Consider the following 14,399-nt stretch of genomic DNA (forward strand, 5'->3'; position numbering starts at 1 on the left):
ACTTGTAGATTTATCTTCTTTTCACTTTTATCACTTTTCCCGACTTTCGGGACAGGTTGTGGTTCATAAAACAAATCGAACTGTTGTTTTTCAAAATGAGGTATTTCTTTTTTCTATCAAACTTTTATCAAACAGGACAAATGTGACCTACTTCCCGTCTTAAAGAAAAACAGAGTCCTATGCGTTTCTTTTTACTGCTCTTTTTCCTTTTCTTTTCTGTCAGGTCTGCGGCACAAGTGGCCCAGGATGATAAACCTTCCCTATTGCTCTACCCGGAAGTTTATGAGGTAATCCACCTCCAGAATACATTAGAAAGCCAAAAATTGATTGCTGAAAAACTGGGCGAATCAAAGGAGGTGTTTTGGAAAGCTTTGGAAAATGAAATCATTTTGATTAAAGTCCATGCATCGCAACCAGACTCAAAAAACCCTGATAAAAGTCTAGTGAATCTGCTAAAACAATCCTCAGAATTCACCATTCTATCCAATAAGCGCTATGGAAGAGAATACCTTCCTCAGGTTTATGCTTGGTGCTTAAACAACCCTTAAAATACTTATCTCCTTTTGTTCCCTATTGTCCCTGTTGTGGTTCAAAATAAAAAGCCAATTATCGGTAAACCTTGTCTATTCCAATCGCTGACACCATCAATTTTTTCAAACACAAAAGAACACAATAGTTACAAAAGTAACCTGAATTACCCTTAGACCCCAAAAGCCCACTCCTTTGCTCCCTTTTGTCACTTTTGTGGTTCATAAAACAAATCGAATTGTTATTTGACAAAAAAGGATCCTTCTCATACTTTAACAAGCTGTTCGTTTACTATATTTCAACATCATCACTAAACCGTAAACAATTGGCAATCAGTACTTTAATCATTATTTAATTTAATTTTTTTCTCCCTGTAAATCAGCAGGTTAATAATTGAATGGAAAAATTTTTTAGTTTAAAACTTGACAACTAAGCCATTTTTTTTATTTATAAAGGATTAGTTCTTACCAGTAAGAATTTTTCTTATGCCTGAAAATCAGGTAGTAATCGGGAAATTTAAAAGAATTAAAAAATGAAACTAAAATCTTTAATCATTTGTGTTCTTATAACTATGGGGTTTGGGTTAAATATCAACAGGAGTATCCCTAATAATTCATTACTTACCATCTCTTTAGGCAATCCAGTTTTAGCTCAGGCCTCCTTAGAAAATAAAGGCATGGAAGCTACAAGAGTTTATTGCCACGCCTTAGAAGTTCACAGATGGATTTGTCAGCCAACTAATAAGGAGGTAGGTTGTGGTGATTTAACAGGCTGTCAATAATCTTAAACCAATTTAGTTTAAGAATTTATCCTACTATTTAAGTTGTAATATGTTTATTGTTTAAAAAAAAGTGTTTAAACAATAAACCTATCAGTTTTTAAAACTGTAATAAATTACAAAAGCTAAAATGAAAAAATTTAATTTAATTCTACTTCTAATTTTGAGTGCATGCACAACTAATGAGGATAGTGAAATAAATAACATAGAAATTCAGATAGATCTTGAAAAATCAAAATCGGTAAAACTTTCAGATTATTTTTCTTCCATAGAATACATTTTTCTATCGAATAATGAAAATAACTATTTAGCCCAGCCTTACACTATAGTTAAAAAATCAGGCTTATTTTTTGTCCGCGACATATTACTGAATAGTATTTTGATATTTGATGGACAAGGAACGCTGATAAATGCCATTCTTTCTTCAGGTGCTGGCCCGGGAGAATTCCAAAGCATAGATAATTTTTTTATTGGGAATGAATTTGTTTACGTAAAGGACGTTTCATTAAGGAAAATGCTGATATTTGATCATGAAGGCAACTTTATAAGCGAAACGCAAAATCTCTTTGGACAATCAAATTTTTATATCAGTGAAGCTTTTGAATTGTGGTACCTGAACAACCAGGCTGAATACGATTTCAGAATAATCCGGAAAGCCAATGATGGTGAGATATCAACATTCTTGAATTATGATGAATGGATGGCTGATAAATCTGCCATGAAACCGAATAGTTTCATAGAATCAGCAGAAAATGAGAAAATTTATTTCCAGTTACCTTTCGGTTATGAGTTGGCCCAATTTAGTCAAACCGGTTTTTTGGAGCGGGTCATTTCTTTGGATTTTGGAAAACACAATTTTAAATCTGCGGACAGAAATAGAATACCTATTTTCGAACAAACCAATTTTGCGGAAGAAAATGATTTAGTTGATGATTTGATCAATTTTTTCCCAGTTCCAAGTGGATATTTCGCTTATTTTACTCAGGGAAGACAAAAAAAACACCAGCTATTGTTTGATGAAAATTTTGAGATTAAGTTCCAAGCAAAAAATTTGATAAATGATCTTGATGGATTGGAATTTGCATTCACCCCATGGTTTACTGAGGATAATAGTATTTACTTTTTAACAAATAGCAATGCATTACTACTCGCTTATAGGCAAAGCTTCGGTGAGGACATTGCAACGGCATTATCCAAAAAATCAGGCGCTCTCCATGATTTCGTTGAAGAAAATTTGCTAGATCTCCAAGAAGAAAATAACATATTGGTAAAACTTACACTAAAATAATATGGCTGATTTGGTGTAATTGATTTGCTTAAAATGGATTATTATTGCGATTAAGAGATTAATACTTGGTTCTTCAACGAGCAATAAAGTTCTTATCTCCTTTTGTTCTATTTTGTCAATTTCCCGACTTTCAGGACAGGTTGTGGTTCAAAATAAAATACTAAGCTGTTCTGTTTGGAATAGATTTGTTAAAATCAGAAAATCACAACCCCAAATGAACCAACCATTACAACAGTTACAACTACCTGAATACTTGTCCCCTACTTCCCCAACAACTTCCTCACGCCTTCCAGAATCTCCTTGAAGCCTTCCTTGAAATGTTCAGCAGAAGCGGAAAGGTTGGGCTCCATGTCTTCCTTTTTCTCATTGTAGAGCTTTTCTACTTTCTCCTTGCCCTTTTGGAATTCAGCCTCCAATGTCGTCCGCTTCTCCTTGAGGTCTTTGATCTTTTTCTCAATATCTTCCTTCGCTTCTCCCCCTGCTTCCTTACCTTTTTCGATTAATTCTTCTATTTTAGTGCCTATGTCCTGAAGGATAGCTTCTACTTCTTCAAATCCGGTCTTTTTCGCAGCCATAATGTGAAACGTTTTAGTCAAATACCCAAAATATGATCAACAAGATACTCAATAAGCTCCAAACTACCAGCAAACTCAAATACAATTTGTTTGAACAGAGTGAAGTCCTTTTCAGGCAAATGGAGGAAATCTGCCATACCATCGCCCAAGAAATCCATGCTGCCAACAAGGATGACAAACCCGTTCCCCTTAAGGTAGAACGCATCAATGACTTTGAATTTATTTTCCGGATTGGCGGGGATGTGCTGATCTTTATCCTGCAGAGCAATATTGTCCGTCTTTCTGACGATACTTATCTCAGCAAAACCAAATACCTAAAAGACGACCTGAGCTTGAGGTATTTTGGCCAGATTCTCATTTATAATTTCTTAAGTGATACCCTCACCTACGGGAGGTTGGAGGACCCGGGATATTTGATCAGCAGGATATTGCTCAATAAGGAAAACAAGTTTTTCATAGAAGGTGACCGAAAAATCGTTTACTCCTTTCCCGATCTCAAGGAAAATCCGGTTAGCCCTGAAAAAATGCGCGACCTGATCGAAAAACTGATAGAATCTGCCCTGGATAATGACCTCTTGGCTCCCGCATTTCAGGACCTCATGCTAATCACTTACCACCAAAAGCTGGAGCATACCTCAAGTATGGGCAATCCAAAAAAAATAGGTTTTGACCTTTTTGCCAAACCCCGGGAATAACCAGGGCTTGCTGAAAAAGTCTCAGGTATGCCAGCTTCAAAGCGGACGAATGAAGATGTATGCTTTTACTTCGAATGAGCCCAATGAAGAACCTGTCAAGTCGACAGGCAGGGATGGTATGCCTGAAGCTAGCCTGAAAATTTCGAATTTTGAAATTTTCAAGTGCACGCAAATCAAACCAGATCATTTAATAAGTTGCGTCTGCTTAAAAAGACAAGGCTTAGTAAATGCGGAATTCATCAAAATTTAAAGAAATTATTCTCCAATTGGCGTTTTTCAGCACGCCCTAACTATTCTTCTATGGTTTCAGGAGCCTGTGTCTGCTTTTCATAAAGCTCTGCATAGGTTCCTTTTAAAGCCATCAAGGTGTCATGAGTACCTTGTTCCACCATTTCACCATCATCCAATACGATGATTTTATCAGCGAGCTTGGCAGATGAAACCCTATGGGAAATAATGATAGATGTTCTTTTGGCCATAATCTCTTTCAATGCCGTCAGGATGGCGTTTTCAGTTTTGGTATCAACTGCTGATAAGCAATCATCCAACAACAAGATGCTGGGTTCTTTAGCAATGGCCCGGGCAATGGATACCCTTTGTTTTTGACCGCCGGAAAGGGTGATGCCCCTTTCCCCAAGCCGTGTTTCAAATCCTTTCGGGAAATCGATGATATTTTGATACACGTCCGCATCTTTTGCCGCTTTTTCTACCACTCCTTCCGGTATGGTGTCCAACCCAAAGGCAATATTGCTTGCTATGCTGTCACTGAAAAGAAATATGTCCTGGGGGACATAACCTATTTGCTTTCTCAAAGAAGCGATATCATATGCCCGAATATCCCTGCCATCCACTTGAATGTTGCCTGAATCCGCATCATACATCCGCATCAACAAATTGGCTATGGTAGACTTACCTGATCCGGTGGTGCCGATAATTGCCAGAGATTGGCCAGCATCAATTTTGAAACTCACATCCTTTAGGGCATGAATACCCGAGTCAGGATACTCAAAACTTACTCGGTCAAAAAGTACGTCGCCTCGGATGGGCACTTCGAGAGATTCGGTGCTAATGATGTCATTTTTTTCATCAAGAAACTCATTGATTCTTGCCTGGGAAGCTGCTGCCCTTTGGACAATACTGGTCACCCAACCTAAGGAGGTGACGGGCCAGGTCAGCATATTGACGTACAGTATAAATTCCGCAATCACCCCATAGCCGATTGTTCCATTCATAACCTGAATACCTCCAATATACACAGTCAAAATGGTACTGATCCCTATCAAAGCCATGATCAGTGGAAAAAACAAAGCCTGAACCATCGTAAGACTGATGGACTTCTCCTTGTAATCTTCACTTGCTTTGGCAAAATCATTGGCAGAGTCATTTTCTCTGACAAAAGCCTTTAGCACACGGATACCTGAAAAGGCTTCCTGAACAAAGGTACTCAAACCGGATAAGCTACGTTGTATTTTTTCTGAGCGCTCATTGATCATGTTGTTGACAAAATAAATACTCAGAGAAAGGACGGGGAGCGGTAACAAAGAATAAAGTGTCAGCTCCACGTTCACTGAAAGCATATATCCGATCACCATGGGAAACAATACCAGCAAGTTTAAACCATACATGATGGCTGGCCCCAAATACATCCTTACCCTACTGACATCCTCGGTTATCCTTGCCATCAGGTCTCCTGTACTGTTTCTTCGATAGAAGCTCAGTGGAAGGTTTTGGTAATGTGCAAATATCTCGTTTTTCATGTCATACTCTATAAGCCGTGACATGATGATAATGGTCTGTCGGATAAGAAAAAGGAAAAAACCTCTCAAGAGTGCCATTACCAGGATCAACACCCCAAAAATAAGGATATACTTCAAAAAGGCCGATCTGGCAAATACTGCTAATTCCCCATCAGAAAACACCTGATAAAAGGAAAAAACCTCCACCACATAATCTATGGCAATTCTTACCAGTTGTGCAGGGATAATAACAAAAAAATTGGAAATGATTGTAAATAAAGTTCCCAGTAGGAGGTAACCCTTGTATTTGTAAAGGTACTTATTAAGACGCCAGAGTGGTTTCACGAAATAAAAACTTTTAAATCTCTTGATTAGTTTTATTAAACTCTATTATTTGCATTAGTAAAGCATAAACAAAATATATAATTTTGCTTCATATTTTACAACAGACAACATTCCCAAATATAACACATTAAAAAATTCCAAGTTCAGATGGTAGAGATTAATACTGAGGAAAAAGTGAAGGAAGGTTCCATTTACGGGCAGATTACTTCATTGGGTCACGAGCAAATGGTCATTTGCTATGATGAGCCAACAGGCCTGAAAGCCATCATCGGCATTCATAATACAGTCCTTGGCCCAGCACTGGGAGGTACCCGCATGTGGAATTATGCCACAGAGGCGGAAGCCATAACAGATGTATTGAGGCTTTCTAGAGGCATGACTTTCAAAGCAGCCATTTCCGGTTTGAACTTGGGTGGCGGAAAGGCTGTGATCATTGGAGATCCAAAATTAAAAAGCGAAGCTTTTATGAGAAGGTTTGGGCGTTTTATAGAGAGTCTGAACGGAAAATATATCACTGCTGAGGATATGAATACCAAAACCAGTGATATGGAATACATCGCCATGGAAACCAAACATGTGACCGGTCTTCCCGAATACAAAGGCGGAGGCGGCGACCCATCTCCGGTAACTGCTTATGGGACATATTTGGGCATGAAGGCCGCTGCTAAAAAGGCCTATGGCTCTGATTCACTGAATGGTAAAAAAGTGGCGGTACAGGGAATCGGTCAGGTCGGAAAATACCTGGTCAACCATCTTGTTCAAGAAGGAGCTGAGGTATTTATCACCGATATATTTGAGGACAGACTGAAGGTTGTATCTCAGGAAACAGGTGCTACTGTGGTGGCTCCTGACAGCATTTATGATATTGATATGGACATATACGCTCCATGCGCTCTTGGAGCCACTATCAATGACGATACCCTTGATAGGCTAAAGTGCCAGATCATTGCCGGCGGGGCCAATAATCAGCTCCTTGATGAGGAAAAGCACGGAAGGATGGTCTTGGAAAGAGGAATAGTGTATGCTCCTGATTTCCTTATCAACGCAGGAGGCTTGATCAATGTGTATACTGAATTTCTTGGCGGATACAAAAGAGAAGTGGCCTATGGGCATGCTGAAAAAATCTATGATACTTGTTTGGCCATCCTTAACAAGTCAGAAAAAGAGCATATCCCCTCACAACAAGCAGCCATAGAAATGGCATGGGCTAGAATTGAGGCAATAGGCAAAGTAAAACTGTCCCATTAAGAAAATAAATACATCCCAAAACCACCTGTGGGGGAACTTTACCCAGAGTCAGGTGGTTTTTTGTATAACAATTAGGGCAAGCTATTCATAATCTCTCAATCTTAGCCCAAAACCATTATATTTACGTTCTTTAATTTCAGGTATGTTAAACAGAAGAATACTCAGGGTCAAAGCATTTCAAAACCTTTACGCTTATGATCAGTGTAGGTCCTCCAACTTAAACATTGCAAAAGATCAAATAAGGGAAGCATTCCTTCCGGATCTCAACACAATGGAGGTGCAGGATAAGGCCCAGCTTAAAAAGGATGCAGCAAAAGCCTTAGAACTTTTTTCAAACAACCTGAGCTCCGAATCGCTTCCAGGCACATCTAGTGATAGCGTAAAAATTGTGTCAGTTGTAAGAAATGCCATCAATGCCTTCCATAAGGCCAATCAAAAGGATATGGAATTCCTTTTGAAAAATATGGTTACATCAGCTGAAAGGTTACCCCAGCTTTATCTATTTGCCATTCAGATTCTCCTTGCTTTTGGAGAACACGTTGGAGCGGAAGCTGAAAAGAAAAAGAGGTATTCAAAAGAAAAAATACTGTTTAACCAGGGGGATATGAATCTGGCAAACAACAAAATCTTGAATAAAATCAAAGCCAGTCCGGAATTTATAGCTGCCTGTACCAGACATATGGCAGGCATCGAAGAACTTGAACTGGAAATCAAAGAATGGTTCAGGGATTATGTCCGGCCTTTGGAAGCATATCAAAGTTATATTCAAACTGATCAGCCAAGCATCGAAAATGATTTTCAAATTGTAGATGAGCTATTGAAAAAAGTGATTTTCAAAACGGAGGCCATCTTAAGTTTTTTTTACGAAAAAGACCTCAACTGGACTGAAAATAGATCCATAGTCAGAAGTCTGGCATCAAAAGTGTTGAAGAATATCAAGGAAAACATGGATGAGGAAGTGGAGATCTTACCTGAGATCGCACTCAATTGGGAGGAGGACAAGGAATTTTTCCAAAATATCTTTAACTTGACGGTTGAAAATGACGGTGCAAACAGAGAGATGATTGCCCAAAAGACCCAAAATTGGGACATTGAGCGGATTGCTCAAACAGATAAAGTTATCCTTTCGATGGCAATAACTGAAATGAAAAATTTCCCAAGTATACCGGTTAAGGTCAGTATCAATGAATACATCGACATTTCAAAAAATTACTCTACACCAAAAAGCAAGCAGTTTGTCAATGGACTTTTGGATGTACTTTCAAAGGAACTAACAGATAATGGACAAATCCGTAAAAGTGGAAGAGGTTTATTAGATAACAAATAAAAAATTAAACACATGAGCAAGAGCACAAACGGATGGATAGCATTTATTGCTGGTGCCGGAATAGGTGCCGCCTTAGGCGTATTATTTGCCCCTGATACCGGCAAAAACACCAGAGATAAATTGTCTTATCAGTTATCCAAATACAAAGAAGAGCTGGAAAAACTGATCAATGACCTCAAAGAAGGTAAGAATTTGCCGCATAATGAGGCCAAATCAGAAGGTAACAGGGTAATCACGGATGCCAAAAACAAAGCCGAAAACCTTTTAAGCGATGTCAATAAATTAATTGAACAAATCAATAAAGAAGCTAATTAACCCTATAATTGTATGAAATACTTCAGATTTACAGCCTTGGCACTTGGCCTTGTGCTGATGGCAGCAAGCTGTGACTCCAAAAAAGACGATCAGTCTGACAAAATTGCAGAACTGGAAAGAAAGTTAGCCAGATTGGAAGCCAGTCAACCTGTACCTACCAATGTTTCTTCCGTAACCCCATCAGACCCCTCATCATTGGGCAAATTCAGTTTCAAGGAAATGGAATTTGACTTCGGAACCATTGACGAAGGTAAAGTAGTAGAACATATTTTCAAGTTTACCAATGATGGTGAAGCGCCTTTAGTAATTTCCAACATCACCGCCTCATGTGGCTGTACAAGCCCTGACTGGAGCAAAGCACCGGTTAAACCAGGCGAAGAAGGATTTGTGAAAGTGATTTTCAATTCTACCGCCAAACCAGGAACACAAGCACCAACTGTGACCATTCAGGCCAATACAAGTCCAAATGTCACAAGATTGAGAATGAAAGGAAATGTAACACCAAGAGGTGCTGCAGCCACCAGTCAATTAGGTCCGGTAAAAAAATAACATATGAATTCTTGGATATTACTGCAAGCTGACGGAGGAGCCGGAATAATGGGGCAGGTGTTCCTTTTCGGTTCTATAATTCTGATTATGTATTTCTTTATGATCAGACCTCAACAGAAAAAGCAAAAAGAAACAAAAGTATTCTTGGAAGCCATAAAAAAAGGAGATACTGTGGTCACTATAGGCGGCATTCATGGAAAAGTGAATGCCATAGAAGGTGATACCTTGACTTTAGACCTGGATAAGGGTATGAAAATCAAGGTAGAAAAATCAGCTATCTCTACAGATTACACCAAAAAAGTGACAGGAACCAAATAATTTAACCTTGTCTACATTAAAAAAACGCTTTGCCGATCTGAATCCCCAAAAGATGGCAAACCTGAAAGTGGCGGCACTTTGCTTTCTGGCAGCCGCCACTTTTTGGGTTTTAAATGCCCTCAATAAGGATAACTATACCACCGTGGTAGACTTCCCCATCGAAATTATTTTCGATGAAGAGGAATTCATGGCAGTAGAAAAATTGCCCAACCGGATCAAAGTGGAAATCAATGGCAATGGCTGGGATTTGTTGAGAAAATATTTCAAAATCAATGAAGCTCCCTTTTTGATAGAGATCAATAACCCTTCTACTAAAAATTATATCCTGACGTCCGATGTCAGAAGAACCTTGGCAGAGTCTATATCTCCCACGGGTCTGGTATCTATGGTTACGGATACGATCAAATTTAACGTAGATAAAATTGTCACCAGAAAAATTAAAATTTTACCGGATACAGCTGTCAATACCTTGGCTAAAAACCACCGTTTGGTAGGTAAAATGGAAATAGATCCGGATATCGTCAATATAAAAGGCCCAACATCAATTCTTCAAGCTTTAGATGGGGTATTGAAAGTTTCTTTAGGTGAGGATAAAATCAATAAATCTTTCAATAAAATACTTCCTCTGGAATCACCTGAGGCTTTCAAAGAGTTTTTGACCCTTGAAGAGGAAAGTGTGCATATAAAATTTGAAGTTATCCAAATGCTGGAAGGTAACAAGCGCCTCAAAATAAAAACCATGAATTTTCCCAACAATGTCAGCTTGGCTTCGGATATCGGTACCGTCATCATGTCTTACTTGATAGATGAAAGAAAAATAGATGAACTGGGGAATTTTGAATTTAAAGCTGTACTGAATTACAACAACAGAAACAGAGAAGACAGTACCATAAAGGTGCAAGTAAGTCCCAAGCCTGGATTTTTGGAAAACATCAAATTTGAACCTGAAATTTTCAAACTTCAATATGAAAACCCCTAAACCTTTTCTTGTAGGTATTACGGGGGGTATAGGCTCCGGCAAGAGTACGGTGGCAAAGATATTCTCCATTTTGGGTATCCCTGTCTATTTTGCTGATGAAAGGGCCAAGTGGCTCATGGCCAATGATCCTTTATTGAAAAAAAATATCATTGATGCCTTTGGTGAGGAGAGTTATACGGATACCGGTTTACTCAATAGGGATTTTTTATCAAGATATGTTTTTGGAAATGAAGAAAGGGTCAAGCTTATCAATAGTTTGGTTCATCCTTCCGTAAGGAAAGATTTTGAAGCCTGGTCTTCAAAACAGGAGAGCCCTTATGTACTGAAAGAAGCTGCCTTGCTTTTTGAAACGGGGTCTTATAAAGAGCTCAATAAAATCATTACGGTCAGTGCTCCTTTAAAGCTCCGCATGATGCGGGTTTTGTTGCGGGATTCCCACAGAAATGAGGCCCAGGTCAATGCAATCATTGATCAGCAGTTACCGGATGAAGAAAAAAATAAGATGGCGGATTTTGTGATCAAAAATCCCGATAACAAACTGCTTATCCCCCAAGTACTGAAAGTCCATCAGGAATTGTTATCATTAGCCAATAGATAATATAGAATTTAGGTAAATTCAATACCAATGATGGAAATTTACGTCATCCTGAGAATTTAACATTTAGGGGAACGTACAGAAAAAGAAATGACAGTTATTGAAACCTCAAGGTAACGAGTCCAGTAATCTGTCATTGCCTTTTTGAAAATAACAAATTTTAAAAAATCATATCGGCAATTGAATTTGATCTAAGTAAAATTTCATGCGGGTATGACTGGTGTTCAAAAAATCAATCTGATCTATTTTATCCAACTTGTGGTTGTAAAAAACTTCTACATAATCCTCCCCTAAAAGGTAAAGATTTACCTTGTGGGAATAATAGCGAATGGCTACAATAAAAGTCCCCTCTGTATAAAGCAGTTGGATTTTTTTATGTAATGGCAATCTCCTGAACGCTTCCCTACTCATCATATAATTTTGACATTTCCATTTCAGAAGCAATATAACCAAAAGCAGACCAATATCCAGTATTCAACACGTTTTGAAATATGGAAATAGCCCTGGCAGTATCTCCTTTTGTAAGGTAATAATTCCCCAATCCATATCCCTGGGTCACATATTGTAGGCTTTGATCTGCTGCCCCTTCATCTGTGGAAAGCAGGGTCTCCGGCGCTAATTTTCCTTTGTACATTAGTATACGTTTGAAATAGGCATCATTTTCTATAATATCCATTTTTTCATGTACAGAAGCTATCTGTTCAAGGGCTTCCTCCTTTCTTCCCAACTTCATCAAAGCCATGTAATACCAATCTAGAGTCGCTACTACAAGGTCATCATTGTCCGAAACAGCCAAGCACTCAGCATATGCCTGAAGGGCATTCTCCCATTCCCCTCTCAGGTAATGGGCAAGACCCAAGTGGTACCATACATTGAACTGCACATTAGAAAGAGGGATATTCAACCTATTCGGCATCCCGTCTTCCTCAATTTGAAGGGGCTGATCTTTCATCAACTCAGCCGCCTTTTCCAGATCCGAAATCGCCCGATCAAATTTTCTGATACTGATAAAACGATGCCCCCGGTGTCTAAGGGCTTCAAAAGAGGATGGATATTCATTAATAGCCTTGGTAAAGGTGCGAATGGCGAGGTCATAACGGCCGAGGTAAGCTTCTCTTCTCCCTATCCAAATTAAGTTTTCCAGTGACGGCTCTTCAGAATATGCTTCAAAAGCACTTTCCAACTTGTCAATTTGATCTTTTTGGGAAACTGAATCCACCTTTGTATTGAGGGAATCACCCATTAAACTGAAACCTTGAAATACAGCCTCTGACTCTACTATAAATCCACTTTTATTATTGACTTTTTTAGACTCAGGTGCACCGCAAGAAAAGAGTAAAAAAAAGGGTATTGAAAAAAAGATAGCATAATTTCTCATGGTTATTTTCTTTTGAACGTTAAAGCTTTGGATACTTGCCTACTGAAAGCTATTATTGAAGATAAAAAATTATTTTGTAAAAATATGAATAAAGGTGCTGGTCAAAATTTTAACAATAGGTTTTCCGGATATATTTTTTTGCTTGTCCTGGGAGTTATCCTTTCTTCCTGTTCGTCCAGTAAAAAAATCAGAAAGCAAAATGTAGAAACAGTCATTTCTACTGCCAAATCCTACAGAGGTACCCCATACCGATACGGAGGTACAACCCGCTCCGGAATAGATTGCTCTGCCCTGATATTCCACGCTTACAACAGTGTGGGTTACCAACTGCCAAGAACTTCTGCAGAACAAAGTAAATTAGGAAAAAAGGTGTCCGAACAAAAATTAAAAAAAGGAGATCTTGTGTTTTTCGCTACCAGCAAAAAAAGGAGAAAAGTCACGCATTCAGGCATTGTTACGGAAGTTTCTCCCCGAGGAGTATATTTTATCCATTCTTCCACTTCACTCGGAGTCACCGAAGACAATTTATCGAATAACTACTGGAATAAATCTTTCCGTTTCGGGAGAAGGATATTGTAAAGAAAAAAGGGCAGCGCTTTGCATGCCTTGCCCTTTAAAAGATGAATTACAAGTCTTAATTGCCTAGCGGCAACATCGCAGATATACTTCTATATATTAAATCCCTTTTACCAATTTAAACTCAAAAGTTGGCCTACCTCTTTCACCGTCTCTTGTAAGCGCAATAAACCTTACTTTATAAATATTCCCGCGGGAGTCTCGAAGTATATAGTAACGGTCATTGCGAATGGTAGGTGAGACATTAGGACCACCTCCTCCTCTCCAATTGGAGCCAATGGTCAACCTGTTGTCTATGTTAAATTCTAAGCCAGAAAGATTGCTTTCGGTAAAATTCTCATAAGCAATGTCAGCTTCCATGATTTGAACTGCCCCTACATTGCCATAAATGTTATGGAAAACCAAATCCTGAAATGGATAAGCTAAGGTTCCATTGACCGCCTGAGGGAAAGGGGTGATGGATGTACCGGCACTCCACATAAAATCCCATTCTCCTTTTTTGGGTTCAACTTCCACAATACCTTCATCAAATGAAACATAGATAAAGTTGAACTCCTTATCCTTTGAAACTTCTAGGGTACTAAAGGAAGTAGATGAGATATCTGCATGCTGTAAAAGATATTTTCCATCCTGAACCAAGATCCTGATTTTTTTCCATGGCCTGGGATCGATTCCAAAAGAACCTCTATTCAGAATGAAAACTTGGTTGGAAGAGGAAGTGGAATTGACAGTACCCATCACCGGTGCTGATAACGGATTGGAAGGCAGGTCAACAGATAGAATTGCTTCCATATTAGTGAAGCTCATTTCCAATCTTCCACTACTCCTTAAGGCTTCTGCTTGCTCCTCACCCACTGTATTCAAATCAAAGATTCCCGTGGAATATGCCAAAGCACCTGTAGTTCCATTGATCAATACTTTAAAGTCTGTTCCAGTAGAAAATGCCAAGTCCCATTTATCCCTACGCACAGGAAGCTGCTCTTCCTTACTCAGGTTAATAAATACTGAGTTGGGGAAAGTTGTCCCCCCTCCGTTGATTTCTATTTCTCCCTCTTCTACAGGTGGAACTTCAAGAATGGGATCCTCAGAGTCTCCACAAGAAAACATGAAGGCGGCTAAAGCACCTACAATCCAAACGTGAATGTATTTAGTGGTAATCATTTGTTATA

17 protein-coding genes are annotated in these 14,399 nt (G+C 38.8%); 12 read left to right on the plus strand and 5 right to left on the minus strand.

Annotated elements, in window-relative coordinates; all coding sequences use genetic code 11:
• Positions 1 to 179: 179 nt before the first annotated feature.
• From QZT73_RS13310 to QZT73_RS13320, 3 genes are all read left to right on the plus strand, one after another.
• Complete coding sequence (locus tag QZT73_RS13310) at positions 180 to 548, plus strand: hypothetical protein (RefSeq protein WP_291788623.1); 369 nt, start codon at positions 180 to 182, stop codon at positions 546 to 548.
• Between the two features lie 512 nt (positions 549 to 1,060).
• Positions 1,061 to 1,309: a hypothetical protein gene (locus QZT73_RS13315; protein ID WP_291788625.1), complete on the plus strand. Its 249-nt coding sequence runs from the start codon at positions 1,061 to 1,063 to the stop codon at positions 1,307 to 1,309.
• Between the two features lie 127 nt (positions 1,310 to 1,436).
• Positions 1,437 to 2,594 (plus strand): 6-bladed beta-propeller, encoded by a 1,158-nt coding sequence (locus QZT73_RS13320; protein ID WP_291788627.1) that lies wholly within the window; start codon positions 1,437 to 1,439, stop codon positions 2,592 to 2,594.
• Between the two features lie 260 nt (positions 2,595 to 2,854).
• Here QZT73_RS13320 and QZT73_RS13325 read toward each other — a convergent pair whose 3' ends face one another.
• Positions 2,855 to 3,169: a hypothetical protein gene (locus QZT73_RS13325; protein WP_291784643.1), complete on the minus strand. Its 315-nt coding sequence runs from the start codon at positions 3,167 to 3,169 to the stop codon at positions 2,855 to 2,857.
• 32 nt (positions 3,170 to 3,201) lie between these two features.
• On the opposite strand from QZT73_RS13325, the gene QZT73_RS13330 reads away from it, so the two are divergent.
• The gene (locus tag QZT73_RS13330) at positions 3,202 to 3,864 is read left to right on the plus strand and encodes a hypothetical protein (RefSeq protein ID WP_291784645.1); all 663 of its coding nucleotides are present in this window, start codon (positions 3,202 to 3,204) and stop codon (positions 3,862 to 3,864) included.
• A 290-nt stretch (positions 3,865 to 4,154) separates the two neighbouring features.
• On the opposite strand, the gene QZT73_RS13335 is transcribed toward QZT73_RS13330, so the two are convergent.
• On the minus strand, positions 4,155 to 5,945 hold the full coding sequence (locus tag QZT73_RS13335) for an ABC transporter ATP-binding protein (protein WP_291777081.1): 1,791 nt from the start codon (positions 5,943 to 5,945) through the stop codon (positions 4,155 to 4,157).
• 147 nt (positions 5,946 to 6,092) lie between these two features.
• Between QZT73_RS13335 and QZT73_RS13340 the strand changes: the two genes are divergently transcribed.
• From QZT73_RS13340 to coaE, 7 genes are all read left to right on the plus strand, one after another.
• Entirely contained in the window at positions 6,093 to 7,193 is a 1,101-nt protein-coding gene (locus QZT73_RS13340; RefSeq protein WP_291777079.1) for a Glu/Leu/Phe/Val dehydrogenase, read from the plus strand.
• A gap of 142 nt (positions 7,194 to 7,335) precedes the next feature.
• Positions 7,336 to 8,520 (plus strand): transcription antitermination factor NusB, encoded by a 1,185-nt coding sequence (nusB, locus tag QZT73_RS13345; RefSeq protein ID WP_291788629.1) that lies wholly within the window; start codon positions 7,336 to 7,338, stop codon positions 8,518 to 8,520.
• Positions 8,521 to 8,532: 12 nt separating this feature from the next.
• Positions 8,533 to 8,835 carry a YtxH domain-containing protein gene (locus tag QZT73_RS13350; RefSeq protein ID WP_291777073.1) on the plus strand — a complete coding sequence of 101 codons (303 nt, stop codon included), beginning with the start codon at positions 8,533 to 8,535 and terminating at the stop codon, positions 8,833 to 8,835.
• A gap of 12 nt (positions 8,836 to 8,847) precedes the next feature.
• Complete coding sequence (locus tag QZT73_RS13355; RefSeq protein WP_291777070.1) at positions 8,848 to 9,384, plus strand: DUF1573 domain-containing protein; 537 nt, start codon at positions 8,848 to 8,850, stop codon at positions 9,382 to 9,384.
• Between the two features lie 3 nt (positions 9,385 to 9,387).
• Positions 9,388 to 9,702: a preprotein translocase subunit YajC gene (gene yajC, locus QZT73_RS13360; protein ID WP_291777067.1), complete on the plus strand. Its 315-nt coding sequence runs from the start codon at positions 9,388 to 9,390 to the stop codon at positions 9,700 to 9,702.
• A 7-nt stretch (positions 9,703 to 9,709) separates the two neighbouring features.
• Positions 9,710 to 10,681 carry a YbbR-like domain-containing protein gene (locus QZT73_RS13365; protein WP_291788631.1) on the plus strand — a complete coding sequence of 324 codons (972 nt, stop codon included), beginning with the start codon at positions 9,710 to 9,712 and terminating at the stop codon, positions 10,679 to 10,681.
• Positions 10,668 to 11,279, plus strand: coding sequence for a dephospho-CoA kinase (coaE, locus tag QZT73_RS13370; protein WP_291777059.1), 612 nt, complete (start codon positions 10,668 to 10,670; stop codon positions 11,277 to 11,279). Before QZT73_RS13365 ends, coaE begins: the two co-directional genes overlap by 14 nt.
• 165 nt (positions 11,280 to 11,444) lie before the next feature.
• On the opposite strand, the gene QZT73_RS13375 is transcribed toward coaE, so the two are convergent.
• Both QZT73_RS13375 and QZT73_RS13380 read right to left on the minus strand, forming a co-directional pair.
• Positions 11,445 to 11,687 carry a hypothetical protein gene (locus QZT73_RS13375; RefSeq protein ID WP_291777083.1) on the minus strand — a complete coding sequence of 81 codons (243 nt, stop codon included), beginning with the start codon at positions 11,685 to 11,687 and terminating at the stop codon, positions 11,445 to 11,447.
• Entirely contained in the window at positions 11,680 to 12,654 is a 975-nt protein-coding gene (locus tag QZT73_RS13380; RefSeq protein ID WP_291777056.1) for a tetratricopeptide repeat protein, read from the minus strand. The genes QZT73_RS13375 and QZT73_RS13380 overlap by 8 nt, the downstream gene beginning before the upstream one ends.
• Positions 12,655 to 12,738: 84 nt before the next feature.
• On the opposite strand from QZT73_RS13380, the gene QZT73_RS13385 reads away from it, so the two are divergent.
• A complete protein-coding gene (locus QZT73_RS13385; RefSeq protein WP_291777053.1) occupies positions 12,739 to 13,233 on the plus strand; it encodes a C40 family peptidase in 495 nt (164 codons plus the stop codon).
• 96 nt (positions 13,234 to 13,329) lie between these two features.
• On the opposite strand, the gene QZT73_RS13390 is transcribed toward QZT73_RS13385, so the two are convergent.
• The gene (locus tag QZT73_RS13390; RefSeq protein WP_291777050.1) at positions 13,330 to 14,391 is read right to left on the minus strand and encodes an HmuY family protein; all 1,062 of its coding nucleotides are present in this window, start codon (positions 14,389 to 14,391) and stop codon (positions 13,330 to 13,332) included.
• Positions 14,392 to 14,399: the final 8 nt, after the last annotated feature.

It is taken from the genome of Cecembia sp., assembly GCF_007126775.1.
In the GTDB taxonomy this organism is placed as follows: Bacteria; Bacteroidota; Bacteroidia; order Cytophagales; family Cyclobacteriaceae; genus Cecembia.

Bases quoted from the DNA above. Each gene is read 5' to 3' on its own strand.
- QZT73_RS13310 (WP_291788623.1), top strand. From the start codon at position 180: ATGCGTTTCTTTTTACTGCTCTTTTTCCTTTTCTTTTCTGTCAGGTCT.
- QZT73_RS13315 (WP_291788625.1), top strand. From the start codon at position 1,061: ATGAAACTAAAATCTTTAATCATTTGTGTTCTTATAACTATGGGGTTT.
- QZT73_RS13320 (WP_291788627.1), top strand. From the start codon at position 1,437: ATGAAAAAATTTAATTTAATTCTACTTCTAATTTTGAGTGCATGCACA.
- QZT73_RS13325 (WP_291784643.1), bottom strand. From the start codon at position 3,169: ATGGCTGCGAAAAAGACCGGATTTGAAGAAGTAGAAGCTATCCTTCAG.
- QZT73_RS13330 (WP_291784645.1), top strand. From the start codon at position 3,202: ATGATCAACAAGATACTCAATAAGCTCCAAACTACCAGCAAACTCAAA.
- QZT73_RS13340 (WP_291777079.1), top strand. From the start codon at position 6,093: ATGGTAGAGATTAATACTGAGGAAAAAGTGAAGGAAGGTTCCATTTAC.
- nusB (WP_291788629.1), top strand. From the start codon at position 7,336: ATGTTAAACAGAAGAATACTCAGGGTCAAAGCATTTCAAAACCTTTAC.
- QZT73_RS13350 (WP_291777073.1), top strand. From the start codon at position 8,533: ATGAGCAAGAGCACAAACGGATGGATAGCATTTATTGCTGGTGCCGGA.
- QZT73_RS13355 (WP_291777070.1), top strand. From the start codon at position 8,848: ATGAAATACTTCAGATTTACAGCCTTGGCACTTGGCCTTGTGCTGATG.
- yajC (WP_291777067.1), top strand. From the start codon at position 9,388: ATGAATTCTTGGATATTACTGCAAGCTGACGGAGGAGCCGGAATAATG.
- coaE (WP_291777059.1), top strand. From the start codon at position 10,668: ATGAAAACCCCTAAACCTTTTCTTGTAGGTATTACGGGGGGTATAGGC.
- QZT73_RS13375 (WP_291777083.1), bottom strand. From the start codon at position 11,687: ATGAGTAGGGAAGCGTTCAGGAGATTGCCATTACATAAAAAAATCCAA.
- QZT73_RS13380 (WP_291777056.1), bottom strand. From the start codon at position 12,654: ATGAGAAATTATGCTATCTTTTTTTCAATACCCTTTTTTTTACTCTTT.
- QZT73_RS13385 (WP_291777053.1), top strand. From the start codon at position 12,739: ATGAATAAAGGTGCTGGTCAAAATTTTAACAATAGGTTTTCCGGATAT.
- QZT73_RS13390 (WP_291777050.1), bottom strand. From the start codon at position 14,391: ATGATTACCACTAAATACATTCACGTTTGGATTGTAGGTGCTTTAGCC.